The 26,469-nt window shown below is 54.6% G+C and carries 22 protein-coding genes; 8 read left to right on the top strand and 14 right to left on the bottom strand.

Features of this window, described 5'->3' with window-relative positions; genetic code table 11:
• From ABDW13_RS15910 to proB, 8 genes are all read right to left on the bottom strand, one after another.
• On the bottom strand, positions 1-698 hold a 698-nt coding region (locus ABDW13_RS15910; protein WP_343553524.1), incomplete at its 3' end, for a glycosyl hydrolase family 28-related protein.
• 202 nt (positions 699-900) lie between these two features.
• Positions 901-1,194: a hypothetical protein gene (locus tag ABDW13_RS15905; protein WP_343553523.1), complete on the bottom strand. Its 294-nt coding sequence runs from the start codon at positions 1,192-1,194 to the stop codon at positions 901-903.
• On the bottom strand, positions 1,191-1,535 hold the full coding sequence (locus ABDW13_RS15900; protein WP_343553526.1) for a hypothetical protein: 345 nt from the start codon (positions 1,533-1,535) through the stop codon (positions 1,191-1,193). The genes ABDW13_RS15905 and ABDW13_RS15900 overlap by 4 nt, the downstream gene beginning before the upstream one ends.
• Before the next feature lie 2 nt (positions 1,536-1,537).
• A complete protein-coding gene (locus tag ABDW13_RS15895; protein ID WP_343553522.1) occupies positions 1,538-2,005 on the bottom strand; it encodes a hypothetical protein in 468 nt (155 codons plus the stop codon).
• A 184-nt stretch (positions 2,006-2,189) separates the two neighbouring features.
• A complete protein-coding gene (locus tag ABDW13_RS15890) occupies positions 2,190-2,468 on the bottom strand; it encodes a hypothetical protein (RefSeq protein ID WP_343553521.1) in 279 nt (92 codons plus the stop codon).
• Between the two features lie 412 nt (positions 2,469-2,880).
• On the bottom strand, positions 2,881-3,612 hold the full coding sequence (locus ABDW13_RS15885; protein ID WP_343553520.1) for a S24 family peptidase: 732 nt from the start codon (positions 3,610-3,612) through the stop codon (positions 2,881-2,883).
• A gap of 353 nt (positions 3,613-3,965) precedes the next feature.
• Positions 3,966-5,219, bottom strand: a complete 1,254-nt coding sequence (proA, locus tag ABDW13_RS15880; RefSeq protein ID WP_343553519.1) for a glutamate-5-semialdehyde dehydrogenase — start codon at positions 5,217-5,219, stop codon at positions 3,966-3,968.
• A gap of 10 nt (positions 5,220-5,229) precedes the next feature.
• Entirely contained in the window at positions 5,230-6,333 is a 1,104-nt protein-coding gene (proB, locus tag ABDW13_RS15875) for a glutamate 5-kinase (RefSeq protein ID WP_039333147.1), read from the bottom strand.
• Between the two features lie 246 nt (positions 6,334-6,579).
• Between proB and ompC the strand changes: the two genes are divergently transcribed.
• Positions 6,580-7,671, top strand: a complete 1,092-nt coding sequence (gene ompC / locus ABDW13_RS15870) for a porin OmpC (RefSeq protein WP_343553518.1) — start codon at positions 6,580-6,582, stop codon at positions 7,669-7,671.
• 84 nt (positions 7,672-7,755) lie between these two features.
• On the opposite strand, the gene crl is transcribed toward ompC, so the two are convergent.
• From crl to gpt, 3 genes are all read right to left on the bottom strand, one after another.
• Entirely contained in the window at positions 7,756-8,157 is a 402-nt protein-coding gene (crl, locus tag ABDW13_RS15865) for a sigma factor-binding protein Crl (protein ID WP_343553517.1), read from the bottom strand.
• 103 nt (positions 8,158-8,260) lie between these two features.
• On the bottom strand, positions 8,261-9,508 hold the full coding sequence (gene frsA / locus ABDW13_RS15860; protein ID WP_343553516.1) for an esterase FrsA: 1,248 nt from the start codon (positions 9,506-9,508) through the stop codon (positions 8,261-8,263).
• Between the two features lie 121 nt (positions 9,509-9,629).
• Entirely contained in the window at positions 9,630-10,091 is a 462-nt protein-coding gene (gene gpt / locus ABDW13_RS15855) for a xanthine phosphoribosyltransferase (protein WP_008108942.1), read from the bottom strand.
• Positions 10,092-10,345: 254 nt separating this feature from the next.
• Here gpt and pepD point away from each other — a divergent pair, with 254 nt between their 5' ends.
• The 4 genes from pepD (at position 10,346) to ABDW13_RS15835 (ending at position 15,710) form a co-directional block, all read left to right on the top strand.
• Positions 10,346-11,806 carry a beta-Ala-His dipeptidase gene (pepD, locus tag ABDW13_RS15850; RefSeq protein ID WP_343553515.1) on the top strand — a complete coding sequence of 487 codons (1,461 nt, stop codon included), beginning with the start codon at positions 10,346-10,348 and terminating at the stop codon, positions 11,804-11,806.
• A gap of 311 nt (positions 11,807-12,117) precedes the next feature.
• A complete protein-coding gene (locus tag ABDW13_RS15845; RefSeq protein WP_343553514.1) occupies positions 12,118-13,623 on the top strand; it encodes a sugar ABC transporter ATP-binding protein in 1,506 nt (501 codons plus the stop codon).
• Positions 13,620-14,618, top strand: a complete 999-nt coding sequence (locus ABDW13_RS15840) for an ABC transporter permease (RefSeq protein ID WP_343553513.1) — start codon at positions 13,620-13,622, stop codon at positions 14,616-14,618. Before ABDW13_RS15845 ends, ABDW13_RS15840 begins: the two co-directional genes overlap by 4 nt.
• A gap of 27 nt (positions 14,619-14,645) precedes the next feature.
• Positions 14,646-15,710 (top strand): sugar ABC transporter substrate-binding protein, encoded by a 1,065-nt coding sequence (locus ABDW13_RS15835; RefSeq protein ID WP_343553512.1) that lies wholly within the window; start codon positions 14,646-14,648, stop codon positions 15,708-15,710.
• A 157-nt stretch (positions 15,711-15,867) separates the two neighbouring features.
• Here ABDW13_RS15835 and dinB read toward each other — a convergent pair whose 3' ends face one another.
• Complete coding sequence (dinB, locus tag ABDW13_RS15830) at positions 15,868-16,923, bottom strand: DNA polymerase IV (protein WP_343553511.1); 1,056 nt, start codon at positions 16,921-16,923, stop codon at positions 15,868-15,870.
• Positions 16,924-17,166: 243 nt separating this feature from the next.
• Between dinB and dpaA the strand changes: the two genes are divergently transcribed.
• A complete protein-coding gene (gene dpaA, locus ABDW13_RS15825; RefSeq protein WP_343553510.1) occupies positions 17,167-17,910 on the top strand; it encodes a peptidoglycan meso-diaminopimelic acid protein amidase in 744 nt (247 codons plus the stop codon).
• Here the strand turns inward: dpaA and ABDW13_RS15820 are convergent.
• Together ABDW13_RS15820 and lpcA are read right to left on the bottom strand one after the other, a co-directional pair.
• Positions 17,881-18,648, bottom strand: a complete 768-nt coding sequence (locus ABDW13_RS15820; protein WP_343553509.1) for a class II glutamine amidotransferase — start codon at positions 18,646-18,648, stop codon at positions 17,881-17,883. The genes dpaA and ABDW13_RS15820 overlap by 30 nt on opposite strands.
• Positions 18,649-18,699: 51 nt before the next feature.
• Positions 18,700-19,278: a D-sedoheptulose 7-phosphate isomerase gene (lpcA, locus tag ABDW13_RS15815; protein WP_343553508.1), complete on the bottom strand. Its 579-nt coding sequence runs from the start codon at positions 19,276-19,278 to the stop codon at positions 18,700-18,702.
• Between the two features lie 242 nt (positions 19,279-19,520).
• Here lpcA and fadE point away from each other — a divergent pair, with 242 nt between their 5' ends.
• Together fadE and ABDW13_RS15805 are read left to right on the top strand one after the other, a co-directional pair.
• Positions 19,521-21,965 carry an acyl-CoA dehydrogenase FadE gene (gene fadE, locus ABDW13_RS15810; protein ID WP_343553507.1) on the top strand — a complete coding sequence of 815 codons (2,445 nt, stop codon included), beginning with the start codon at positions 19,521-19,523 and terminating at the stop codon, positions 21,963-21,965.
• Positions 21,966-22,133: 168 nt separating this feature from the next.
• A complete protein-coding gene (locus ABDW13_RS15805; RefSeq protein WP_343553506.1) occupies positions 22,134-26,390 on the top strand; it encodes a hypothetical protein in 4,257 nt (1,418 codons plus the stop codon).
• The last annotated feature ends 79 nt before the right edge of the window (positions 26,391-26,469 follow it).

Here is a 26,469-nt window from a genome sequence, read left to right as displayed (position 1 = left end):
TCGAGGGTATCCAGCACTTTAATCACCGTACCGCCGTTATTCTGCGCGCGGAAACAGTAGATATTGACGGTGGTGCCTTCGATACAGGTGTTTTCGAAGAACGGCTGCACGTTGCTGCACATATCGGAAGTGATGGTACTTTTGTTGGTGGTGATATCGGCGGACGCCTGGCCGTTCCACGCGATGCCGCGGATCGAGGTGCGGCGCGCCTTCACCTTAAATACCGTGTTGGCACTTTTGTCGGAAATGATGGTGGTGCGCGGCAGCGAACCCAGCTCGACGTCATCACCTTGCAGGCCAAAGAAGGCGCGCTCAGTGCCGCTGATGTCAATCGGGCTGATCAGGAATCGCCCGCCGGGAAAACGCACCGGCAACGCGGTGATATTGCCGGAGTAATTTTGCGTCCACGCCAGCATGCGGTTAACCGCGTCGGTGTCATTGGCGTAACCATCGCCTTTGGCACCAAAGTGATAGACGTTGATTTCACTGGGATCGTTAATCACACGTTTCCAGTAAAAGCCGTTACCAATCACCAGCGTACCGCCATCTTCCACTGCGGTGGTGGTGCCGATAAAGCCGGTAAAATCGCCGCCGCCGTGGAAGGTGGAGTCAGCGTTGTAACGGCGTAAAAATGCCAGATCGCCGTTTTTGCTTGGTACAGTGGTACGCAGTTCAGCATAAGAGTTAACTTCGATCATCATAGCCTCCTCGGCTCTTCAGGTGGGTCTTGCAGAAATAGCAGGACAGCGTTATTGCGCCGCGTGGCCGCAGTGCTGATCCCAAAGATCGTTGTGATTGTTGATGGCGCGCACGGTGCGAATGTCCATGCGCGCGGCGTCATTGCCGTGGGTGTAAATCGGGGAAAACAGGGTACAAGCGGAATCGATGACGACGGGGGCTTCAGGGCTGGTGGTATTTCGATTGCTGCAACTTGTCACGAGCAGCAGCGTCGTCAAGATTAAGGTTGCTGGCTTCCACACGTTTGGCCTCCTCGCGCAGCTGTTGCTGCTGCTGGTTAACCGCCACCGCTTGCGCCGCGGCTTTGTCGGCGCTTTCGACGGCGGATTGGGATTTTTGCTGCACTTTGCCGATCTTCTTGCCGCCGAAGTAGCTGGCCACCAAAGCGGCAAGAATGCCGCCCAGCGCAGCCAGCCAGTGCCAACTGCCGCCGAGCAATGAAGTGAGAAGAGTCATGGTTTTTCCTCCATGGCGATTTTCTGTTGGTTAAGGCCCTTCTGGCGGACGAACTGCGCCATCACGCCCATCGCCACCATGAAGGCGCCAATCATGCCGAGATAGTTGTGCGGCAGAATGTCTTTCACGTCCTGCGGCAAGCTGTTCCAGGCATCCAGCGCCGACGACGGGAACGATTGCACCCACGCGCTCAGCATTGAGCCAAGCGACGCCAGCCACACCGACCAGGTTTTGAACAGCAGTCGCGCATGTTTCACAAACTCCAGCGTGGTGAAGCGCTGCAATATCAGCAGCACGATGATCGCTACCAGTACCGCAATAAGAAAAATCAGCCATTTCATGTTCATAACAGCCCCCGATAGATGTCGTAGGTGCCGCTGCGCATCACTTCCGCATGGCGACGTGCACGACCTGAAGTCTGCCGCGCCCACAAGCTGTCGAGCATGGCGTTAGCGGCAGAGTTAAAGTCACCTTGGGTAATCGCGGTGAGCATGCCGCGAAACAGCGCTAAGCCATCGACGCCGAGTTGATAGCCCATGCTGATCAGCACGTCACAGCGCGCTTCGTTGCATTTCGCCAACGCCTGATCCACCAGCGGACGCTGATGCATCTGCTGCACCTTGCCCTCAACCAGGCACTGCTTCCACACATCGCCAACTGCACGCGGCACCTGAAAGATGTAGTTGCTGAGCGACGCCCCTTTGGGTCCGATGCGAATACCGCCGGCTACCGTCGGGAAGCCCAACGTATCGAGATAAGGTGCTTCACGGTAACCCTCTTCAAAATTCAAAATGGCAATAATCTGGCTCATAGTGGTTCCTCTTTGACGGGCGCAACAGTCTGAAAAAGTCTGTGCGAAGCGGCAAAAAACATAAACTCCGCTGATCGTTTGCTCACCCAGCAACGTTGACGGATAACCGCAACGCTCAAGGATGATTAAACTGTGAGCAGCAGAGAGTCGTTCCGCTTAAAACTGGGAAAATGGAGAGAAAAATTTAACGCACGGCATACAAATAGACATGGGGCAAACAGCGGTTATCAAAACTGGCTTGCGGCGGCTGAACGCGCACTGGCGCTAACACCGCGCAATCGACGCGTGAATGGGTTTGGCGCTGGCAAATCCGCTCGGCGCTGCGCAGGGTGACGTTTTCGGTTTCGATACCCAATGCGCTATCGATACTGCACTTGAGACGGCTGAGGGATTGGCGTCGCCGATGGCGGCGCGTGCGGGCATTGCCTGAAAATACTGACTTTCCGTACTGGATAATCGCCATAACTCCTCCTGTGAATGAGTCTTTGGCGATGGGATGGCAGGCACGGCGATTCGGCGGGAATCGAAGCGTGCGCGGTTCCACTGAAAACACTGACCCACAACTCGCCCGTCCGTAGTAACGGCCAGAGAGAAGTAGAGGAAGTGATAGCAGAGGGCAACTGACAACGCTGCTAAGTGCGTATCCATCCCATCCCAAAGTTCACTGACTTTGGCTGGACTGTATCGCGCTTGTGCAGCGCCTCAATTGTTTAAGAGCGGGCTCATCCGGGAGCAAATGTTTCGTTCTTCCATGCTCAAATTATTAACATGTTCTAATGCATTGGCAAACACTGATAGTTAATTTTTTATTTACCATCAGTTAAATTTATGATTTCAGCCAACATATTTTTTTGACTGTATCTGGCGTTTTGTGATCAGCCTAGAATTTGGTAATCACGCGCCTGACTCATGATCACCCGCGCCACCACGTGCAATGCCTTGGCTTCATCGAGGGTTAAATACCAGGTTTCGTAGCGCTTGTTATCAGAGATCACCGCTACCTTTTTGTGTTGCAATTGCAGGCGTTTGAGATAGAGCTGATCGTCAAGCGTGAACAGATAAATGCCATCGCCATCAAAGCGATGCACGCTGATATCAAGAAACAGCTGATCGCGCGGCGCAAAGGTGCCAGCCATCGAATCACTGTTGAGCGCGATGAGGCGAATGTTCTCCGCCGGACGGCCATTGAACAGCACGCGTGCCTCTTCCAGCCCGTATTCAATCGCCTGGATGGTCTCAACCAGTTCGTCGCGCGCGCTCGAGCTGCGGATGCTTTGCTGCTCGATATCCAGACTCTCAACGCGAAAGCGCGGTAACGGATTAACAAGATCGTGCTGTGCCAACATCGCAGCCGGTTTTTCCATACCGTATTGCAGCCATTCGACGCGCACGTCTAATAACTGGCTGAGCGCCAGTAAATTATTGCCATCGGGTATCGATTGTCCGTTAAACCATTTCCATACCCCCGGCGTTGAAATTCGACATCCCCTTTCTTGCAGAGCGAGTGCAACCTGTTTGTTTCGTCCATGTCCAGCAATGCCGGCGCTTTCGCATGCGGCAATCAACCTGGCAGTAAAAGCTTGTCTGGTACTCTCTTTTTTAACCATCAGTTAATAATCTGCCTTCAGTAAAAGACTGAATGTTATTTTCATTTTTGCTACCAGTTCATTTTATATTACCGGCAGTTTACTACCCAACCGCTTTTATCAATAAAGCTGGATGATCATTATCTCTTTCAGCGGGGCGTTAACCAGTGATCAATGCCATATCGCTTGTTCTGACAGGGGTTTTCAGGATTGTTCTGGTGCTGTAAGACCAGCATCTACAGCAAAAAATGGGTTAAAAGCCGCCACTGCGCCATAGATGACAGAAATAAATCAAAAAGCTCTGGAAATGGCTGGATCGAAAGCAAAAAAAAAGAGCGCCGTTTCCGGCGCCCTTTTTCAGGCAGGGTAAAAAATTAACGGCGCAGCGTATCGTCGCCCCAACCAATCCATTTGTAGGTGGTTAAAGCTTCTAATCCCATTGGGCCACGCGCATGGAGTTTTTGCGTGCTGACCGCCACTTCGGCACCGAGGCCAAACTGGCCGCCATCAGTGAAGCGGGTACTGGCATTAACGTATACCGCAGAAGAGTCTACCTGGTTGACGAAGCGGTTGGCGTTGCCAATGCTGCGCGTCAGAATGCCATCGGAGTGCTGCGTGCCGTGCTCGCGGATATGTGCGATAGCCTCATCAATATCCGCCACCAGTTTGACGTTGAGATCGTTCGACAACCATTCGTCATCGTAATTTTCAGCCTGCACCGCGACCACAGCAGCCGGACCGTTTTGCAATAACGCCAGGACGTTTTCATCAGCGTGCAGCGCGATGTTCTCCTGCGCCATACGTTGCAGGAAAGCCGGAATAAAACCTTCGGCTTGATCGCGATGAATCAACAAGGTTTCCAGCGAGTTGCAGGCGCTTGGACGCTGCTTCTTGGCGTTGACGATGACGTCCAACGCCGCCGCGGTTTCCATGGTTTCATCAAGATAGAGATGACAGACGCCAATGCCGCCGGTGATCACCGGAATGGTCGAGTTTTCGCGGCACAGCTTATGCAAACCAGCACCGCCGCGCGGGATCAACATATCGACGTAGCGATCGAGCTTCAGCAGTTGATTGACCAACTCGCGATCTGGATTCTCAATCGCCTGCACCGCACCAGCCGGTAAACCGTGCTGCATCAACGCGTTTTGAATCACGCGTACGGTTGCGGCGTTGGTGCGATAAGTCTCTTTGCCGCCGCGCAGAATCGCCGCATTGCCGGTTTTCAGGCACAACGATGCGACATCGACGGTGACATTCGGGCGCGCTTCATAAATCACGCCGATCACACCGAGTGGCACGCGACGACGTTCGATGCGCAGGCCGCTATCCAGCAAGCCGCCATCCATCAGCTGTCCAACCGGATCGGCCAGACGGCACACCTGACGCACATCGTCAGCAATGCCTTTCAGCCGCTGCGGATTGAGCGTAAGGCGATCAAGCAGCGCTTCGCTCATGCCATTCTGCCGCGCGTCGGCGAGATCCTGCTCGTTGGCCGCCAGAATGTCGGCGCTTTCCGCTTCCAGACGATCGGCAATGGTCAGCAGCACCTGATTTTTTTGTTCGGTGGAGAGCTCCGCCAGTTTGTACGACGCTGCGCGCGCCGCTTTACCCATTTGTTCTAACATCATCCGCTCCTTAACTGACGATCATGTCGTCGCGGTGCACCGCTACCGGGCCATATTCGTAACCGAGAATGTCGCCGATTTCCTGACTGTGATGACCAGCAATCATGCGCATCGCATCGCTGTTGTAGCGCGTTACGCCGTGGGCGATATCGCGTCCTTGCAGGCTACGAATGCGGATCACTTCACCGCGCGAGAAGTTGCCTTGCACTTCACGAATCCCTTTCGGCAACAGCGAACTGCCGCGCTCCAGAACCGCTGCCAGCGCGCCATCGTCAATGGTGATTTCACCGGCTGGCGGTGCGCCAAAGATCCAGCGTTTGCGATTTTCCAGCGGCGATTGCTGCGCATGGAAACGCGTGCCGACCGGTTTGCCGTACAGCACATCGCTGATCACGTCTGGACGACTGCCCGCTGCGATGATCACATCAATGCCAGCGCGACAAGCAACATCCGCTGCTTGCAGTTTGGTCGCCATGCCGCCGGTGCCGAGGCCAGAAACGCTACCGCCAGCTAAGGTGCGCAACGCATCGTCAATTTGATGCACATCGCTGATCAATTCCGCTTCCGGATTGGTGCGCGGATCGGCGGTGAACAAGCCTTGCTGATCGGTAAGCAACAGCAGCTTATCTGCGCCGCCGAGCATCGCCGCCAGCGCCGACAGATTGTCATTGTCGCCGACTTTGATTTCCGCGGTGGCGACCGCATCGTTCTCGTTAATCACTGGCACGATGTGGTTGTCGAGCAGCGCGCGCAGCATGTCACGCGCATATAAGAAACGTTCACGATCTTCCATATCGGCGCGCGTTAATAGCATCTGACCGATGTGAATACCGTAAATCGAGAACAGTTGTTCCCACAGCTGGATCAAACGGCTCTGCCCCACCGCAGCCAACAGCTGCTTTGAGGCGATGGTAGGCGGCAGTTCGGGGTAACCAAGGTGTTCGCGTCCCGCGGCAATCGCGCCGGAAGTGACGATAACAATGCGATGACCCGCCGCGTGCAACTGCGCGCACTGACGAACCAACTCCACCATGTGCGCCCGATTCAACCGACGTGAACCGCCGGTAAGGACGCTTGTACCCAACTTGACCACAAGGGTCTGACTGCCACTCATGTTTTTCCTGCCATGTAAGAAAAAAATCTGCGAAGGGACGTTTTATCAGGAGTAAGCGAGGAAGCCAACAACAGCAAGGGGAAAAGCACAAAAATCCCCTGACAATGCGGTAGACCAAAAGTTCGCAATTAACAAGAAATCAGAAAAACTGTCATAAAACTTTCATCAGCAAACGGTAAAAAGTCCCCTGTTTTACAAACCCTTTCTCGGGTACTACAAAAATTTACTCATCGGGATTGATAGCAAATGAAGAAGAGCACACTGGCATTAGTAGTTTCTGCGCTGGCACTGGCTTCCACCGCAAACGCCGCAGAAGTATATAACAAAGACGGTAACAAACTGGACTTCTACGGCCGCGTTAAAGCTGAGCACTATTTCAGTGATCAAGCTTCTAACAACGGTGACAAATCTTACGTTCGTATCGGCTTCAAAGGTCAGACTCAGATCAACGACCTGATGACCGGTTACGGCCAGTGGGAATACCAGTACAACGTCAACAACTCAGAAGGTTCTGACGCTAACGCAGGCAACAAAACCCGTCTGGGCTTTGCTGGCCTGAAATTCGGTCAATACGGTTCATTCGACTACGGTCGTAACTACGGCGTGCTGTACGACGTAGAAGCATGGACTGACGTATTCCCAGAATTCGGTGGTGACGGTACTGCACGTACCGATAACTTCATGACCGCTCGTGCGACTGGCGTTGCCACTTATCGCAACAGCAACTTCTTTGGTCTGGTTGATGGCCTGCGCTTCGCGCTGCAATACCAGGGCAAAAACGACGCTACCAGCGCTAACTCACGCGGCAGCATCACTGATACTTCTCGCCAGAACGGCGACGGTTACGGTGCGTCACTGGGTTACACCATCGCTGACACTGGCATCAGCCTGATGTCTGCAATCACCTCTTCAGACCGTACTAACCAGCAGCAGCTGCAGACCTTCGGTCGTGGTGATAAAGCTGATTCATGGGGCGCAGGTATCAAGTACGATGCTAACAGCATCTACCTGGCTTCTATCTACACCGAAACGCGCAACATGACGCCAATCGGCACCCGCGGTTTTGCTAACAAAGCGCAAAACTTCGAAGTGGTTGCTCAGTACCAGTTCGACTTCGGTCTGCGTCCATCCCTGGGCTATATCCAGACTAAGGGCAAAGACATCGAAGGTATCGGTGACGAAGACCTGGTTAAATACATCGACCTGGGCATGACTTACTACTTCAACAAAAACATGTCTACTTTTGTTGATTACAAAATCAACCAGTTGGACGACAACAACAAACTGGGTCTGAACAATGACGACGTGGTTGCTGTTGGCCTGACTTACCAGTTCTAAGCAGTAAGCTGTACCCTCCCCTGTGTCTATAAAAAAAGAGCCGGCTCATCACCGGCTCTTTCCTTTTTAAACCTTCAACTGAAATCAGGCGCTCAGTTTCACTGGCTCTTCTTTAAATCCTTCCGCCGGGCGCAAATCAAGTTTCTGCTCCAGCAGCATCGCTTTTAAACGCTCATGGAAATTACGCAGCGTACTTTCCACTTTGGCATTGTTCTCTTTGCCTTTAATCGCCACCGCGCCCCAATCACCCGCTTTATCAAACAGGCCAAAATGATATTCGTAGGTGAAGTGATCTTCATAGGCTTCCAGCGTCATCCACCAGCCCCAAAACTCACGCAATTCTGGTGCAGGCTTAACGTTGACGCACGCAGCCAGGCAATCAAAGAAGAAACGTGTCTCTTCACATTTCCCTTCACGGATATACGGCCCCAATTCGGTGAAGCGCTTAAGCAGGCGACTACGGGGGTGACCACTCGGTAATGTCATCTGTTTTCCCTTAACCCATTAAATTGCACTTCCAGCTTTCCATTAAAGGTAAAAATGGAAAATCCCGGATATAAGTAGTAGCAGAGTTTGGGGATTTCGCCAGCTAGCTTTTCAATTGTTTGGCTAACCAATCACAAAGTTGATTGAGCGCTTTATCGAAACTGGCAAAAACCGGCTTGGCGGGGATCGCTAGGGTTTTACCTTGCGCGGAGGAGTTAGCGATCAGTTGCGCATCCTCTTGCGGGCTGAAGATATCATCCGGCCAATAGGCTGCCAGCATTGGCGTTGGCGTACGGCGGCCCAGCAAACCCTGCACTTTCAACGAATAGCGATTGAGTTCGATGCGCAGATTGCTGTCCGAGGTCGATGACATGCCCAAACGGCTGGCCAGCATGTCCATATACATATCCGGCAATTGCTGCTGTTTTTGCGCATCAACAAACACGCTGTGCACCATCGGACCAAGCGTGGCTACCGCGCGTAGACGCGGCACTTCGAGATAGGCCAAACGCGTCGCCACGTTAGCGCCAAAGCGGTAGCCCAACAGCGCCACGCGGGTATGATCGATCCATGGCACATTACTCAACTCACGCAGCACTTGCTGATGCAGCTGGCTGGTGTCCTGATTGAGCGTCCATTTGCTGCTGAATCCCACCGACGGCATATCCAGCGTCAGCATGGCGATGCCGCGCGGCGCGAGGTAATCGTGGAACAAGCGATAGTGATCGCTCTGCAATGAATCGAGGCCGCCGCACAGCAACACCGTTGGATAAGGCGCTTCCGCCTGGGCTGGCATATGTAAGAAACCGGTAACCGGACTGCCGCCGTTCATCGGAAAAGTCAGTGATTTGAGTTCGCCTGGTAAACGCTGCGTGGCTTCTTCATAGGCACGATTCGCCAGCACCTGCGCCTGATCGGCCAGTTCATCACCCTTTATATAAGGATAGGCGGCGAGGCTAAACAGATTGGCGGCATGCAGCCAGTGTTGCCCGGCATCATCGTGATTATCGGATTGCATGGCGCGCTGCTGCCAGATGGCCGCTTGCTTCGACCATTCGTAATTCCAGTTGCCGCCGCGATAGCCAATCACCGTATCCAGCAACGATTCGGTAGTGCGCTCAAAATCGCTGATGGCAATGCGCGCCAATACTTCGCTGATTTCCTGCGGCGACAGGCCGCGCCACGTCCACAGCAGTTTATTCAGCATGCGATACCAGCCGCGTTGCGTGTCACCTTCCAGCGCGTTGTGAACGGGTAGCGTCGTATGATGCTGACGGCGGACTAATGAGGAGGTTTCCGGGTGTTTGAAGCGGGGTTTAAACAGCTCTTCGCTGAGATTTTTATCAGACATCTTCGAGGTTCTCCAGCCAATGTCGCGGCGATGGCTAAGAGTGTACTGCACCCCCAGGATGCGCGCGAGGCGCAGAATGCACAACGCCCGGCATAACCGGGCGTTGTTTGCGATGCATCAATCAGGCGCCTTTGACGATTGGCGGGATATACACCACGCCCATGTCCCACGGCTGTTCGATCCAAGTGTTCTGCGGGATATCGACAATATAGTCGTCCACCAACGCGCGACCAGCAGGCTTGGCGAAGATGGTGCAGAAACGCGCTTTTGGATACATATCGCGGATCGCCTGCGCGGTGCCGCCGGTATCCACCAGATCGTCAATCACGATGAAGCCTTCACCGTCGCCTTCAGCACGCTTCAGCACTTTCATTTCACGCTGATGATCGTGATCGTAGCTGGAGATGCACACGGTATCGACATAGCGAATACCCAATTCACGCGCCAGTAGCGATGCCGGAACCAGACCACCACGGCTGACCGCGATGATGCCTTTCCACTGTTCCACAGGAAGCAGGCGCTGGGCCAGTTTACGGGCATGAATTTGCAACATGTCCCAGGTTACGACGTATTTTTCGCTCATATAAAGAGATCCCGACCAATAAACTTGGCTCAAAAATATGCAAGGGGGAAAAGGTTGCGCGAGATTATAAGGATCTGACGCCTTAAAAACCAGCATCTGTCTTACTGGTTGCAGGTTTTTAGCGCGCCTGATTACGCAACCAGTGAGAAACAGTGATATTCTCAGGCCCATCACGTCAGATGTGCTGACGACGATTTTTACTGGAAACCCGCGTGCGAGCGGTCTGTCCGCCGCGCTGACACAGGAGACGCATGGTGTCTGAATTGTCGCATCTTTCACCCCAACCGCTGTGGGATATTTTTGCCAAAATCTGTTCCATTCCACACCCTTCTTACCACGAAGAAGCCCTGGCCGAGTACGTTGTTGGCTGGGCCAAAGAGCAAGGTTTCTGGGTTGAGCGCGATCAGGTCGGCAACATCCTGATTCGTAAACCTGCTACTGCTGGCATGGAAAAACGCACGCCGGTGGCGCTGCAAGCGCACCTTGATATGGTGCCGCAGAAAAACAATGACACCGTTCACGACTTCACCAAAGATCCAATTCAGCCGTATGTCGATGGCGAATGGGTGAAAGCGCGCGGCACCACGCTGGGTGCAGATAACGGCATCGGCATGGCTTCTGCGCTGGCGGTGTTGGCTGACAACAGCCTGACGCATGGCCCGATTGAAGTGCTGCTGACCATGACCGAAGAATCGGGCATGGACGGCGCGTTTGGTTTGCAGCCGAACTGGTTGCAGGCCGATATCCTGATCAACACCGATTCCGAAGAGGAAGGTGAGATCTATATGGGTTGCGCTGGCGGTATCGACTTCATCACCACCTTGCCGCTGACGCGTGAAGCCGTTCCAGCCGGTTTTGAGACGCTGAAGCTGACGCTGAAAGGCTTGAAAGGCGGCCACTCGGGTGCCGATATCCATCTTGGTCTCGGCAACGCCAACAAACTGCTGGCGCGCTTCCTCGCACTGCACGCGGCGGAACTCGATGTACGTCTGATTGAATTCACCGGCGGCACGCTGCGCAACGCTATCCCGCGTGAAGCCTTCGCCACGCTGGCAATTGATAGCCATAAAGTGGATGCTCTGAAATCTGCTGCGGCACATTTCCAGGCCACGCTGTTGAATGAGCTGGGCATTAAAGAGAAGAACATCGCGGTGGTGACCGAGTCATTGTCGCATCAGGGCCAGGCGCTGAGCAGCGACAGCCGCGATCGCTTCCTGAATCTGCTGAACGCCACGCCAAACGGTGTGATTCGCAATTCAGACGTGGCGAAAGGCGTGGTGGAAACGTCGCTGAACGTCGGCGTGGTGAGCATGGATAACGACAATGCCGAAATCATCTGCCTGATTCGTTCGCTGATCGATACCGGCAAAGATTGGGTGGTCGAAGTACTGACTTCACTGGCCGATCTGGCTGGCGCGAAAAGCGCACCGAAAGGCGGCTACCCAGGCTGGCAGCCGGATGCAGATTCACCAGTGATGGCGTTGACGCGTAAAACTTACGAAGCGCTGTTTGGCAAAACGCCGAACATTCAGGTGATTCACGCCGGTCTGGAGTGTGGTCTGTTCAAGAAGCCGTACCCGAATATGGATATGGTTTCAATTGGACCTACCATCACTGGCCCGCATTCGCCGGATGAGCAGGTGCACATTGAGAGCGTAGGTCTGTATTGGAAACTGCTGACCGCGCTGCTTAACGTGGTGCCGGAAAAAGCGTAAGTTAACGCGATGATGAGAACCAGGCTGCGGCCTGGTTTTTTTATGCCTACGGGTCCAGATTGTTTGGTCACCATTAATGGCGACTCCCGTTTTCGATGCAATGCCAATCACCAGCACATTCCTCTAAGAATTGTCTTTATCACCCATGCATTTCACCAGCGCTGACGCACCCGCCAGTTTTAGCCATCGTTATATCCAGATGTCTGGATGGCTAATAACATTCCGTGCTAGCTTATGCGCTTTCAATCGTTGCCCCGCGTGAGGGTTCAGGAAAAAATGCGCCCAACTCCTTTCATCATAGGTCCAGCCCAATGAGCGCCATCAACCGCCTGGAGATGCGTAATATCTCCATCGCTTTTGGCGGTTTTGCCGCACTGTCGCAGGTGAATTTTCTCACCGAAGGCGGATCGGTGCATGCGCTGACCGGCGCGAATGGCGCAGGAAAATCCACCTTGATGGCGGTGCTGGCGGGTGCTCACCATCATTACAGCGGGGAAATTCGGCTGGATGACGTGCCAGTGACCATTCGCTCACCGCGTGATGCCAAAAAGCTCGGCATTCATCTGGTACAGCAGGAAGTTGACGTGGCGCTGGTGCCGCAACTCAGCGTGGCGGAAAACATTCTGCTCGACCAATTAGCTGAACCCGGCCATGTCTACAACTGGGCAGAGATCCGCCGTCAGGCGCGTGCCTTGCTGGCGCAGCTGGAGGTGCAGATTGACGTCAATCGTCTGGTGGAACGTTGTTCGCTGGCGGAAAAGCAACAAATTCTGCTGGCGCGCGCGCTATCACATCACTGCCGCTTCCTGATTCTCGATGAACCTACCGCCCCGCTCGATCAGCACGAAAGCGAGCGCCTGTTTGCCGTAGTGCGCCGTTTGCAGGCCAGCGGCATTGGCGTGGTATTCATTTCGCACCGCATCCACGAACTCAAAGCCATTTGCGATCAATTGACAGTGCTACGCGATGGTCGGCCGATCGAGAGCTGTGCGATGACAGCGTTAAGCGGCGAACAGATCGTCGAGAAGATGCTGGGCCACCAGCTCAATGATGTTTATCCGGCGCGGCGCGAACGCAGCACTCAACCACTGCTACTGGCGGTTGCTGGCTTACACGACGATGCGCTGCTGCAGGATATCTCGCTGCGTCTGCATAAAGGCGAAATTCTCGGCATCGCCGGTTTAGCCGGTGCTGGCAAAACCGAATTATGCAAAGCGCTGTTTGGTGCCAGCAAAAGTCGGGTGGCGCATGGCGAACTGCACGGCAAAGCGTGGCGACCGCGCTCACCGCATGATTCGGTGGAAAACCGCATGGCTTTGGTGCCGGAAGAGCGGCGCAAAGAAGGTATTTTCATCGATGAACCGGTAAGCATGAATCTGAGCGTCAGCGCCGATAACAGTTTCTCGCGCTGGAGTCTGTTCGGTCATCGTCAGGCGTGGCGCTGGGCGGAAGAGGTGATTCAACGCCTGAATATCCGCACCACCGGACCGGCGCAAACCTTGCGTCGTTTGTCGGGTGGCAATCAGCAAAAAGTGGCGATCGGCAAATGGCTGCGCAATAACGCTGATGTGCTGATTTTTGATGAGCCGACGAAAGGCGTGGATATCAAAGCCAAAACCGAACTGTTTAATTTGATCGACGGCTTAGCGCGCGAAGGCAAAGGCATTATTTATGCCTCGGGCGAGTTTTCTGAATTGGTCGGCTTATGCGACCGCATTTGTGTGCTTTGGGACGGGCGCATTGTGGCTGAGATGGACGGACGTGAGGCCACCGAAGAGACACTTCTGCTTTATTCCACCGGAGGAACCCCTGCGTGAGCAGCAAAGAATTAGCCCTAAACACGCAGCCTGCTCTGCGTCATCAAATCTTCGATTTCCTCTATAAATGGGGCATGTTGTTGACGGTGGTGATTCTGATCGCCGCGTTTGGCCTCGCTTCAGACAGCTTCCTTGAGCCAACCAATATCATCAACATCCTGCGCTCGATTGCCATCGTCACGGTGATTGCGATTGGCGTGTCGATTTCACTGACGGTCGGCGGTTTTGATTTGTCGGTGGGTTCCACCGCCTCGCTGGCGAATGCGCTGGTGATTTCGCTGTTTGTCTGGCACGGCTTTGGTACTACCGAAGCCATCATCATCACCTTGTTGCTGTGTACCTTGGTCGGCTTGTTCAACAGCTTCCTGATTGTGATTCTGCGCATTCCCGACATGCTGGCTACGCTCGCCACGCTGTTTGTGATTCAAGGCGTGGCGATGACCTACAGCTTTGGCGGCTCGATCACCGAGAACATGGTGCTGCCGAGCGGCGACATGGCCGAAGGCACGATTCCAGCGGCATTTGGCTTGCTCGGTCAGGTGCCGACCATCGTGATCATCATGTTGGTGGTGACGATTGTGGCGCAACTGGCGCTGTCGCTGACTAAACACGGTCGTCGAATGTATGCGCTGGGCGGCAATCCAGAAGCGGCGCGTTTGTCGGGGATTCGCACCACGCGTTATCGCGTGCTGGCTTATGTGCTGGCTTCGCTGTTGGCGGGATTGGGCGGCATTTTGCTGGCGTCGCGTATCGGCTCTTCGCAAGTTAATGCCGGCAGCGGCTATTTAATGGATGCGGTGGCTGCCGCGTGGATCGGTTTCTCACTGGCCGGTTCCGGCAAACCTAACGCGCTCGGAACGCTAGTCGGCGCGGTGATTCTTGGTGTGTTGCAAAACGGCTTAGTGATGTTGTCGGTGCCCTATTACGCCATGGACATTATCAAAGGCTTGGTGCTGGCGCTGGCGCTAGCGATTACCTACATTCAGCGCCGCTAAGGCGCGTTTAATCAGAAAGAGATCATAATGAAAAAAATCACCCTTTCGCTGCTGGCTGTTAGCCTGCTTAACGCCAGCGCCGCCTTCGCTGCCGCGGATGTTCCGGCGGTAATCGCTAACCACGACGGCCCGGTACGCATCGCCATCATCCGTAACCTCGGATCCGACGATAACACCACGCAATTTGTCGCGGGTGCGATTCAGGAAGGCCGCAAGCTGGGCTTCAAGGTCAGTACCTTTCTGAGTAACGGTGACGATGCGCGTTTCCAGGATTTCGTCAATCAGGCGATCAGCCAAAAATATGACGGCATCATTCTGTCGCACGGCAAAGATCCGTACGCCACGGCGCTGGTGCAACGTATCGCCGCTGCGGGCATTAAGCTTTCGGTGTTTGATACGCCGGTGAATACGCCAGTTAACGGTGTCACGGTTACCGCGCAAGATGATGCCTCTTTGGCACAAGAATCGCTGGGACAGATCGTTAAGGATTTCAACGGCAAGGCGAATATCGTCAAGCTATGGGTGGCAGGCTTCCCGCCAATGGAACGTCGTCAGGTGGTGTATGAAAAAGTATTGAAAGAGAATCCAGGCATTCACCAGCTGGAATCGATTGGTGCGGTCTCTTCTGACGTGCAAGGCGATACCGCCAACAAGATTGGCGCGATTCTGGCGAAATACCCAAAAGGCAAAATCGATGCGATTTGGGGCGCGTGGGATGCCTTCAGCCAGGGCGCGTATAAAGCGTTGCAGGAGAATGGTCGTACCGAGATCAAATTGTATAGCATCGATGTATCCAACCAGGATTTGCAGTTGATGCATGAGAAAAACAGCCCGTGGGTGCAGACGGTAGCGGTGGATCCGAAAACCATTGGTGCAGTGAATATGCGTCTGGTGGCGAATAAGATTGGCGGCGAAGCGACACCGGCGACGTATCAGTTCAAAGCAGCGGCGATTTCACAGCAACAGCTGAATGCCCAGCAAGGCGCGGTTAACGTGGCGTCGCTGAATAAGATCATCCCAGGCTGGGGCGAGAACAGCGATTTTATCGCGCCGTGGTTTGCGACATTAGAGGCAAAGGTCGGTAAGAAGTAAGGTTTCCCTCACCCTAACCCTCTCCCACAAGTGGGAGAGGGGACCGTTCAGTGCGCTTTTGAACTTAAGCACGCATTTATTACCACTCTCGATCAGCCCCCTCGCCCGCTTGCGGGAGAGGGCTGGGGTGAGGGAATGCGAGCACATTCGCACCACCTCACAACCCCAACAGCAACTGCCGCTCCAACTGCGGATCCACTAGCGTCACATGCAATCCCACTAACCTCACACCACGTCCGCCGCGACGTTCATCCCACGCCTGGCGTGCCACGGCGATCATGTCGTCTTTATTCAAAACCGACCAAACATGCTCCTGGGTGGTTTGCTGGAAGTCGTTGAACTTGAGCTTTACGCCTTGCCGCGCAATCTGCTTATCGGGCTTAATCGCCGTCAGGCGGCGATCCAACTCGGCATAGAGAAAATCGATTATTTCCAGACACTGATCCCAGCTGTGAATGTCCTCCATCAGCGTGCGTTCAACACCGAGTGATTTGCGTTCGCGCTCCACCACCACATCGCGATCGTCAATACCGTTGCTGCGTTCCCACAGCACGCGACCAAACTTGCCAAAGCGCTTGAGTAGCAACGCCAAATCGGCACGCTGTACATCAGCGCAAGTGCGTAAGCCCATCTCTTCCAGTTTTTTAGTGGCCACTTTGCCAACGCCGGGAATTTTGCTGAGTGGCAAGGTGAGTAAAAAATCGGGCATCGCGTGTGGCGTGATAACAAATTGACCGTTGGGTTTGTTGAGATCGGAAGCGATCTTGGCGAGAAACTTGATCGGCGCAATGCCAGCGGAAGCGGTTAAACCGGTTTCACGCAGGATATCGGCACGAATCGCCTGCGCCATCAGCGTCGCCGATCCCTGACAATGCAGGCTGTTGGTGACATCCAGATAAGCTTCATCCAGCGATAGCGGCTCAATTAACGCGGTGTAGCGCGAGAAGATATCGCGAATCTGGCGCGAGGCTTCTTTATAAGCATCGTAGCGGCCAGGCAATAAACGCAGATGTGGGCAGAGTTTCAGCGCCATCGCCGTGGGCATCGCGCTGCGTACGCCATATTTACGCGCCGGATAGTTGGCGGTACTGATCACGCCGCGTTGCACCCGGCTGCCACCAATGGCGATGGGAATGTCACGCAAAGAGGGATCGTCGCGCATCTCAACCGCCGCGAAAAAGCAGTCCATATCGACATGAATAATTTTGCGCATACGCCCTCCGAATACTGGATAAGTATACAGCAGCGAAAAATATCGGCAATAATTGTTGAGAGAGAGATTAAAGTTTACAAATTTCTGGTCGTATTCCCTTTAGGAACGCGCCATTTTCTCGGACACTGGCTTGATTAAAAGCCAGACAATGTTAATGTTGCGCTGCGATAGCGGATATTTCCGATAATGCAATACCCTGACGCTTAGCGTCATCGTTTCTCTTCACATCAAGGTATCTACAGAATGGGCAGAATCGCATTATTGCTTGCGATGATCTTTATGCCGGTCCTAAGCTGGGCAATGAACCCCGAGCCTACGCAACCGCTGGCTCCGGTGAGCAAAGAGCTAAAGAAACAACTGATTGGCACCCCGGTGTTTATTCAGATTTTCAAGGAAGAGCGTACGCTGGAACTGTACGGCAAAATCGGTAATGAATATCGTCTGCTGGACAGCTATCGCATTTGTAATTTCTCTGGCGGTTTAGGTCCTAAACGTCGTCAGGGCGATTTTAAAAGTCCGGAAGGCTTTTATAACGTCAAGCTGAACCAATTAAAACCGGACAGCCGTTTTTATCGCGCCATTAATACCGGTTTCCCAAACCAATACGATCGCGCTAAAGGCTATGACGGCAACTATTTAATGATTCACGGTGATTGCGTATCAATTGGCTGCTACGCGATGACTAATGCGTCAATGGATGAGATCTTCACCTACACCAACGCAGCGTTGCGTAATGGTCAGCAGGAAATTCAGGTGAACATCTATCCGTTCCGCATGACTGACAGCAATATGGAACGTCACAAATACTCGACGTACATTAACTTCTGGCGTGAACTGCAACCAGGTTATGCCTACTTTGCGAAGTACCGCGTGCCGCCAACGGTGAATGTGACGGCAACCGGCCAATATGCGGTGAACAGCACGCCGGTAATTTCCACACCGGATGCTGCCTCGAAATCATTCCTGGCGCTCACCCAGGCAAAATAATGCCCACTCGCCTGGCACTATCCGGTGCCAGGTTTCATTCCCTGTCAGCGGTTGCGTGGCAATCACCGTCACCACATCTTGCGGCGTGGTTTGCTGCTGAAAATCAATCTCCACATCCTGATCGAGCAACGTGGCTTTGCCAAACGGCGCGCGGCGCGTAATCCAGTATAAATTGGTCGAGCAGAACGCCATCAAATAACGTCCATCCGATAGCAACATGTTGAACACGCCCTTCTCACGCATCTCTGCCGCCAATTCGGCGATATAGCGAAATACCGCGGGCCAGTTGCCTGGCGTGCGTGGATAGCGTTCAGCGAGTTTGTGTAGAATCCAGCAGAAGGCTTTTTCGCTGTCGGTTTCACCTACCGGGCGGAATGAACCGGTCTCAAGCTGGCGATAACCTTTCAGCTGCCCGTTGTGGGCGTAAGTCCAGTTGCGGCCCCACAATTCACGCGTGAACGGATGGGTGTTTTCCAGCGACACTTCACCGCGATTCGCCTGGCGAATATGCGCCACCACCGAATGCGATTTGATGGGATATTCCTGCACTAAGCGGGCAATCGGCGAGTTAAAGCTTGGCTGCGGATCTTTAAAAGTGCGGCAGCCTTTGCCTTCATAGAAGGTGATGCCCCAACCATCTTTGTGCGGCCCGGTTCCACCGCCACGCTGCACCAGACCGGTAAAACTGAAACAGATGTCCGTGGGGACATTGGCGCTCATCCCGAGCAATTCGCACATAGCAACCGCCTTAAGTTAGAACCTCCTGCGCATTGCAGGAGGAACACGTCATTACTTAACCATCTCTTTTTCGATCAACAGCATCAGGATGTGGATCACTTTGATGTGGATCTCCTGAATACGATCGGCATAACCGAAGTGTGGCACACGAATTTCGATATCCGCTGTGCCTGCCATTTTGCCGCCATCTTTACCGGTCAAAGTGATCACTTTCATCCCTTTGGCGCGTGCCGCTTCAATCGCTTTGATGATGTTGGCGGAGTTTCCAGAGGTGGATAAGCCCAGCAGCACATCGCCTTCACGGCCTACCGCTTCGATATAGCGTGAGAACACATAGTCATAGCCGAAATCGTTGCTAACGCACGAAAGGTGGCTGACATCAGAAATGGCAATCGCCGGATAGCCAGGACGGTTTTCACGATAGCGCCCAGTCAGCTCTTCAGCAAAATGCATCGCATCGCAATGTGAGCCGCCGTTTCCGCAGGAGAGCACTTTGCCGCCTGCTTTGAAGCTATCGGCCAGCAACACCGCAGCGCGCTGAATGGCATGAATGTTGGCTTCGTCACTCAGGAACTTATTGAGCGTATCGGCGGCTTCATTGAGTTCTGAGCGAATAATGTCCTGATACATAGGGATGTCCTTTAGAGGAAAGATTGACCCCGCAAGTTTAACGGAATGGGGCAATGCCGCAAAGCGCCTGCAAGGTGGAAAAGCGCGACCTTTGGGGAAAGTTTGGCAGACGTTGCGGCGTGTACATCGATTTTGTGAGTTCTGTTGTAATTGCGATGTAAACAGATTGCTAAATTTCGCCCGCTATTCTAAACCTACAGCATAACAGGTCAGACCTCTTACTACTTACGGAGCGCTTCATTATGCTGGTTGCCTCAATCATTGCGACGCTGATTCTGCTTAGCGTCTTGTTCTACCACCAAATTTCCCTGCGTTTGAGCAGCGTGATTCTGCTGCTGTGGACCGGCGCGCTGGCGGCGGCTGGCGTGTGGACGCCGTGGCTGCTGCTGCCGTTGGCGATCATTCTGCTGCCATTCAACCTGCCAGTGATGCGCCGCAGTATGTTCTCTAAACCGGCGCTGCACAGTTTCCAGAAAGTGATGCCGCCGATGTCACGCACCGAAAAAGAGGCGATTGACGCCGGTACCACATGGTGGGAAGGAGATCTGTTCCGCGGCAAACCAGATTGGCAGAAACTGCATAACTATCCGCAACCGCGCCTGACAGAAGAAGAACAAGCCTTTATTGATGGGCCGGTCGAAGAAGCGTGCCGCATGGCAAATGACTTCGAAATCACCCATGAAATGGCCGATTTGCCACCGGAATTGTGGGCGTACCTCAAACAACATCGCTTCTTCGCGATGATCATCAAAAAAGAGTACGGCGGCCTGGAATTCTCCGCTTATGCGCAGGCGCGCGTGCTGCAAAAACTGGCGGGCGTTTCGGGCATTCTGGCGATCACCGTTGGCGTACCGAACTCCCTCGGCCCAGGTGAACTGCTGCAACATTACGGCACCGATGAGCAGAAAGATCACTACTTGCCACGTCTGGCGCGCGGCGATGAGATTCCGTGTTTTGCGCTGACCAGCCCGGAAGCGGGTTCCGATGCTGGTGCCATCCCCGATACTGGCGTGGTGTGCATGGGAGAATGGCAAGGCCAGCAAGTGCTGGGCATGCGCCTCACCTGGAACAAGCGCTACATTACGCTGGCACCGATTGCTACCGTGTTGGGCCTGGCGTTTAAGCTCTCCGATCCCGATCACCTGTTGGGCGATACCGAAGAACTCGGCATCACCTGTGCCTTAATTCCGACGCACACGCCGGGCGTGGAGATCGGTCAGCGCCACTTCCCGCTCAACGTGCCGTTCCAAAACGGTCCAACGCGCGGCAAAGATATCTTCGTACCGATCGATTTCATCATCGGTGGCCCGTCAATGGCCGGTCAAGGCTGGCGCATGTTGGTGGAATGCTTGTCCGTCGGACGCGGTATTACTCTGCCATCCAACTCAACCGGCAGCGTGAAAAGCATTGCGCTGGCGACCGGTGCTTACGCGCACATTCGCCGCCAGTTCAAAGTGTCTATCGGTAAAATGGAAGGGATTGAGGAACCGCTGGCGCGTATTGCCGGTAACGCTTACGTCATGGATGCGGCAGCCACCTTGATCACCAGCGGCATTATGCTTGGCGAAAAACCAGCGGTGCTGTCGGCGATTGTGAAGTATCACTGCACCCATCGCGGTCAACGCGCGATTATCGATGCGATGGATATCGCCGGTGGTAAAGGCATCATGCTGGGCGAAAACAACTTCCTGGCGCGTGCTTATCAAGGCGCACCCATTGCCATCACCGTGGAAGGTGCCAACATTCTGACGCGCAGCATGATCATCTTCGGCCAGGGCGCAATCCGCTGCCATCCTTGGGTGCTGGAAGAGATGAACGCCGCGGCGAAAAACGATTTGGTCAGCTTCGACCGTGCGCTGTTTAGTCATATCGGTCACGTTGGCAGCAACAAAGTGCGCAGCCTGTGGTTGGGCTTAACCGGCGGTCGTACCAGCGCCACGCCAACCCGCGATGTGACGCGCCGCTACTATCAGCACCTCAACCGTTTAAGCGCCAACCTTGCGCTGCTGTCAGATGTATCAATGGCGGTGCTGGGCGGCAGTTTGAAACGCCGCGAGCGCATCTCGGCGCGTCTCGGCGATGTACTGAGCCAGATGTATTTAGCCTCTGCCACCTTGAAACGTTATGACGATGAAGGCCGCAACGAAGCTGATTTGCCGCTGGTGCATTGGGGCGTGCAGGATGCGCTGCATCAGGCCGAAGTGGCAATGGACGATCTGCTGCGTAACTTCCCGAATCGTATGGTGGCCGGTACGCTGCGCATGGTGATTTTCGCCGGTGGCAAACATTGCCCGGCGCCATCTGACAAACTGGATCACAAACTGGCGAAACTGCTGCAACTGCCTTCGGCTACGCGTACTCGTTTAGGTCGCGGACAGTATTTGACGCCAAGCGCACACAACCCGGCAGGTCAGTTAGAGCAAGCGTTGCAGGATGTGATGGCGGCGGAAGTGATCCACGATCGTCTGTGCCAACAGCAGAAAAAACATCTGTCGTTTACCCGCCTGGATGCGCTTGCACAGCGTGCATTGCAGCAAGGTTGGATTGATGAGAGTGAAGCGCAGGTGCTGATTCGTGCTGAAGCCAGCCGCCTGAAAGCGATTAACGTCGATGACTTTGCCCCGGAAGCGCTGTCGGCCCCAAAGCCGCAGATTAAAAGCAATTCCAGAGCGAGTGAAGCAGCATAAATGTAAGGGCGGCCTTTCAGGCCGCCTTTTTAGCCGGTTCCCCTCTTCCGCCATTTCTTAAGCCCCTGCTGAAAAAATATATCCGTCGGATACCAGACATATCTGTACGGCGCATTTCCCCGCCCTGTTTACGATACCGCCCATTATTCCCTCTTAATGGTCAGAAAAATGGAATTCAGCAAAAACCGCCTCAGTCCCTACGGTACCTATCAGGATGAACTGCCGTATCAGCCCGCGGCCCGCAGCGAAGCGCCTGCCGCACCGCCCGCCGCCACTCCGCTGCCGCAGGAAAGCTTCGACGCCGAGCGCATTCAGCGCATCAGCTCCGGCGCACAGCTCGAAACCCAGGCCGGCCTGATTATCCAGAACGACAACAGTCGCCTCGAAATCGCCGAGTTCAACTGGTTCGGCTACAACTCCAAAACCCTGCTGGTCGGTGAAAAAAGCACCATCAACTTCAGCCTCGGCTCGCAGGGCATGAGCGAGTTCAGTTTCGACTACTTTGCCCTGCACAACCGCACCACTGTGATCAACTTTTACGACGCCAGCGGCAACCTGATTGGCAGCGAAAAGCTGCTCTACACCGGCTCCGTCTCCGCGAAGCAGTTTGATATCAAAACCCTCAGCTTCACCGCGCCCGCCGGTAAGCAGATTGCCCGCGCCGAGCTGGTCACCGGCGACGAGCCCGCCGTCGGCGACTACGGCTTCCACATCGACAACGTCAAATGGACCGCCGCCGGCCTGCTGCCGGTGGACTTCACCTTTGACCGCATGGAGCGCGACACCGGCACCAGCGCCACCGACTTCATCACGAAAGACGGCGGCGCCGGGCGTAAAGTTGAGGGCACGCTCAGCCGCACCCTCGCCTCCTCCGAAACGCTGGAGTTCTGGGACGGCTCGAACTGGGTGAGCGCCACGGTAAACGGCCAGAAATGGCAGGCGCAGGACGCCACCGCCCACAGCGCCGACTGGGAATACCGGCTGCGCGTCGTGGATGACGCGGGTAACGTCACGCCCGAACAGAGCCATAAAGTGATTTACGACATCACGCCGCCGCCTGCGCAGATCATATTTGACCAGATGGACAAGGATGACGGCGTCACCAACGACTGGCAAACCACCGACGGCAGCGCCGGGCGCACCGTGACTGGCCACCTCGACCGCGCGCTGGACGCTGGCGACATTATTGAGTTCTCCCTCGACGGCGGCAAAAGCTGGCAGAAACTTATCGTGAACGGCCTGAGCTGGAGCTTTACTGATAACCGCAGCCACGATGAGGACTGGGACTATCAGGTGCGCATCACTGATATCGCCGGCAACGTCACCGCGCCGGTGACACAGGACGTGGTGCTGCTGCCCGGCGCCGTCACCCTCAGCTTTGACCGCATGGAGAAGGACACCGGCGCCAGCGGCACCGACTTCATTACTAAAGACGGCTCCGCCGGCCGCCTGGTGGAAGGGACGCTGAGCCGCGAGCTCAATCCAGGCGAAACGCTGCAGTTCTGGAACGGCAGCACGTGGGTGGCCGCCAGCGCGAACGGCCTGACGTGGCAAGCGCAGGACAGCGCCGCGCACGCCGCCAGCTGGACCTACAAGGTGCGGGTGGTTGACGCCAGCGGCAGCACCCTCGAAGACCAGCATCAGGACGTGGTGCTGACGCCGCCGTCCGACGTGCAAATCACCTTTACGCGCATGAGCAAGGACGACGGCGTGGCCGACGACTGGCGCACCACCGACGGCAGCGCCGGCCGCCGGGTTGAAGGCACGCTGAACAAGGCGCTGCGTGTCGGCGACGTTATCGAATACTCCACCGACGGCGGCAAAACGTGGCAGAACTTAACCGTCAACGGCCTGAACTGGTCCTTTACCGACAGCGGCGCACATGCCGCCGACTGGGACTATCAGATACGCATCACCGATATCGCCGGCAACGTCAATGAGCCTACCGTTCAGGACGTCGTGCTGCTGCCGCTGGTCATCAGCCTGACTTTTGAGCAGATGGAAAAAGACACCGGTGCCAGCGACACCGACTTCATTACCCGGGATGGTTCAGCCGGGCGCTTGGTCGAAGGTACGCTCAGCCGCGCACTCAACACCGGTGAATCCTTACAGTTCTGGAACGGCACCGACTGGGTCACCGCCACTGTCAGCGGCCTCAACTGGCAGGCGCAGGACGCCAGCGCGCACAGCGCCAACTGGACTTATAAAGTCCGCGTGCTGAGCGTCACCGGCGACACTATTGAAGAAGCGTACCAGAACGTCGTGTTGACCTCGTCGTCGCCGGTAAACATCACTTTTGACCACATGGAGAAGGACGACGGTGTCGCCGCCGACTGGCGAACCACCGATGGCTCCGCCAATCGTCAGGTGTACGGGAAGATTGACCGTGCGCTCAATCCCGGTGACGCCGTTGAATATTCGCTGGATGGCGGCATCACCTGGCAAATAGCAAACCTGAACGGGCTTGAGTGGTCATTCAGCGACCCCGCTGCTCACGGTAACAACTGGGAATATCTGGTACGCATCAACGACGTCGCCGGCAACATCACCGCGCCGGTCAGCCAGCCTGTCGTGCTGCTGCCGCCGCCGCCGATTAGCTTCACCTTCGAGCAGATGGAAAAAGACAGCGGCGTCAGCGACAGGGATTTCATCACCAATGACGGCTCCGCCGGACGCAGGGTGAAAGGCACCCTGAGCCGCGCCCTGAATGCCGGCGAGACGCTGGAAATGTGGGACGGCGCCCGCTGGGTCAGCGTTGACGTAAACGGCCTCAACTGGCAGGCGCAGGATAATACCGCGCACAGCGCTGACTGGCAGTATAAGCTTCGCGTCGTCAACGCGGGAGGCGATCCCTTCCATGAGCAAGTGCAAAACGTGGTGCTTGACCTCGCACCACCTGACGCCACTGACCTGTCCGGCATGGGCAAGGACAGCGGATTTGACGTGCAGAACCTGTTCACCAACGACGACCGTGCAGGACGCATTTATTGGGGCACCTTCAGCACCACGGAAACTGGCGTGCGGGTCGAAGTCAGCAGTGACGGGGGCCGCACGTGGCATGACGCCCTGATTGATGGCAATAAGTGGGTTTGGCAGGATAACGCCATACATGCTGCCGACTGGGCGGTGCAGACCCGCATCACCGATAAGGCAGGCAATATCACTGAGGGAAGCGTGCACCAGATTCAGATGGACACCACCCCACCTAACGCACCGGAACTGATTAATCGCGAAGGCGATAGACTGACGGTCAGCCTTAAAAACAGCAATGTAGTGGCTGGCGATAAAGTGATTGTTCATATCGACGGCAAAAATGCTTTTTACACGCTTACCGCTGCCGATATTCAGGCGGGCCAGGCAATTGTTACGCTGCCTGCAAACATCCCTTATTCAGCGGAATATCGTGCCGCGTTTGCTGATGTTCATGGTAATAAGTCGGACTACTTCTCCCGCACCGCATTGTTCTTCGACTTTGAAAAAACGCCGGCGCTTAGTTATCCCGTTGCCAGCAAGCCGTATGATTTTGGTCTATTTCAAATGACTTGGCTGGGTTCTTCGGGTTGGGATGGCGTGACCAGCTATGCCGCAGGGCAAGGCTCGCAATATCCCACGAATACATTAGGGCTAAGTTTTTTTGGTAAGCCAATGAAGCTAGAACTCAATCAGGGAAAAAAAAGCCACAAGGCAACCTTTGAAATAAAAGATTTGGACTACGGCAATATACGCATCGATTTTTATGATGGTTTGAATATCGTGCACACTCATTATGTATATCAAGTTTATGGGAAAAGCCAAAATGTAACCGTCACACTACCAGCAGGAAAAGAGTTCTCAACAATCTGGTTTTATCCAGCATCGACAGGCGATGCGATTACCATTGATAATCTCAATCTCTATCTCTATGACGATAAAATACTGCCAACTGCAACCGTACAAACCGTGGTGAATGGTGATTTAATTTCTGTAGGTGATAACCTCGATAATATCTTTGTGGTTAATAACGTCAGCGATCTGAGTAAAATTCAGATGCTCAACGGTAATGGCGGCATCGACACGCTGAAGTTGTCCGGAGCAAATCAGACGCTCGATCTCACCACCTTCCTCGGCAAAATTCAGTCAGTGGAAGTGATGGATATCACCGGCAGCGGTAATAACACGCTTAACCTGTCGCTGGGCGATGTTTTGCAACAGGGCGGCAAAGATCTGTTCAATATCTCTGGTAACGTGCAGATGATGATTAAGGGCAACACCGGCGACAAAGTGAACCTCTCCGACCTGCTGCCGGATAACGGCGACGTGGGCGACTGGAGCAGCAGCGGCAACGTCACGGTCGGCGGCGTGGTTTACACCGTCTGGCAACACAGCTCCCTTGACGCCGAACTGTTAGTGCAGAACGGCGTCACAACCAACCTGATCAATCAATAATCACACTAAGCGCGCTGCGGAGACCTGTTCCGCAGCACGTGTTTATCTTTTACCTAACTCATCATTTCTTAAGCGAGCG

The sequence above is a fragment of the Pantoea sp. genome, from assembly GCF_039594315.1.
Lineage (GTDB): Bacteria > Pseudomonadota > Gammaproteobacteria > Enterobacterales > Enterobacteriaceae > Pantoea.
The sequence above is the reverse complement of the archived record's forward strand: the minus strand, read 5'-3'. Positions and strand labels throughout refer to the sequence as shown.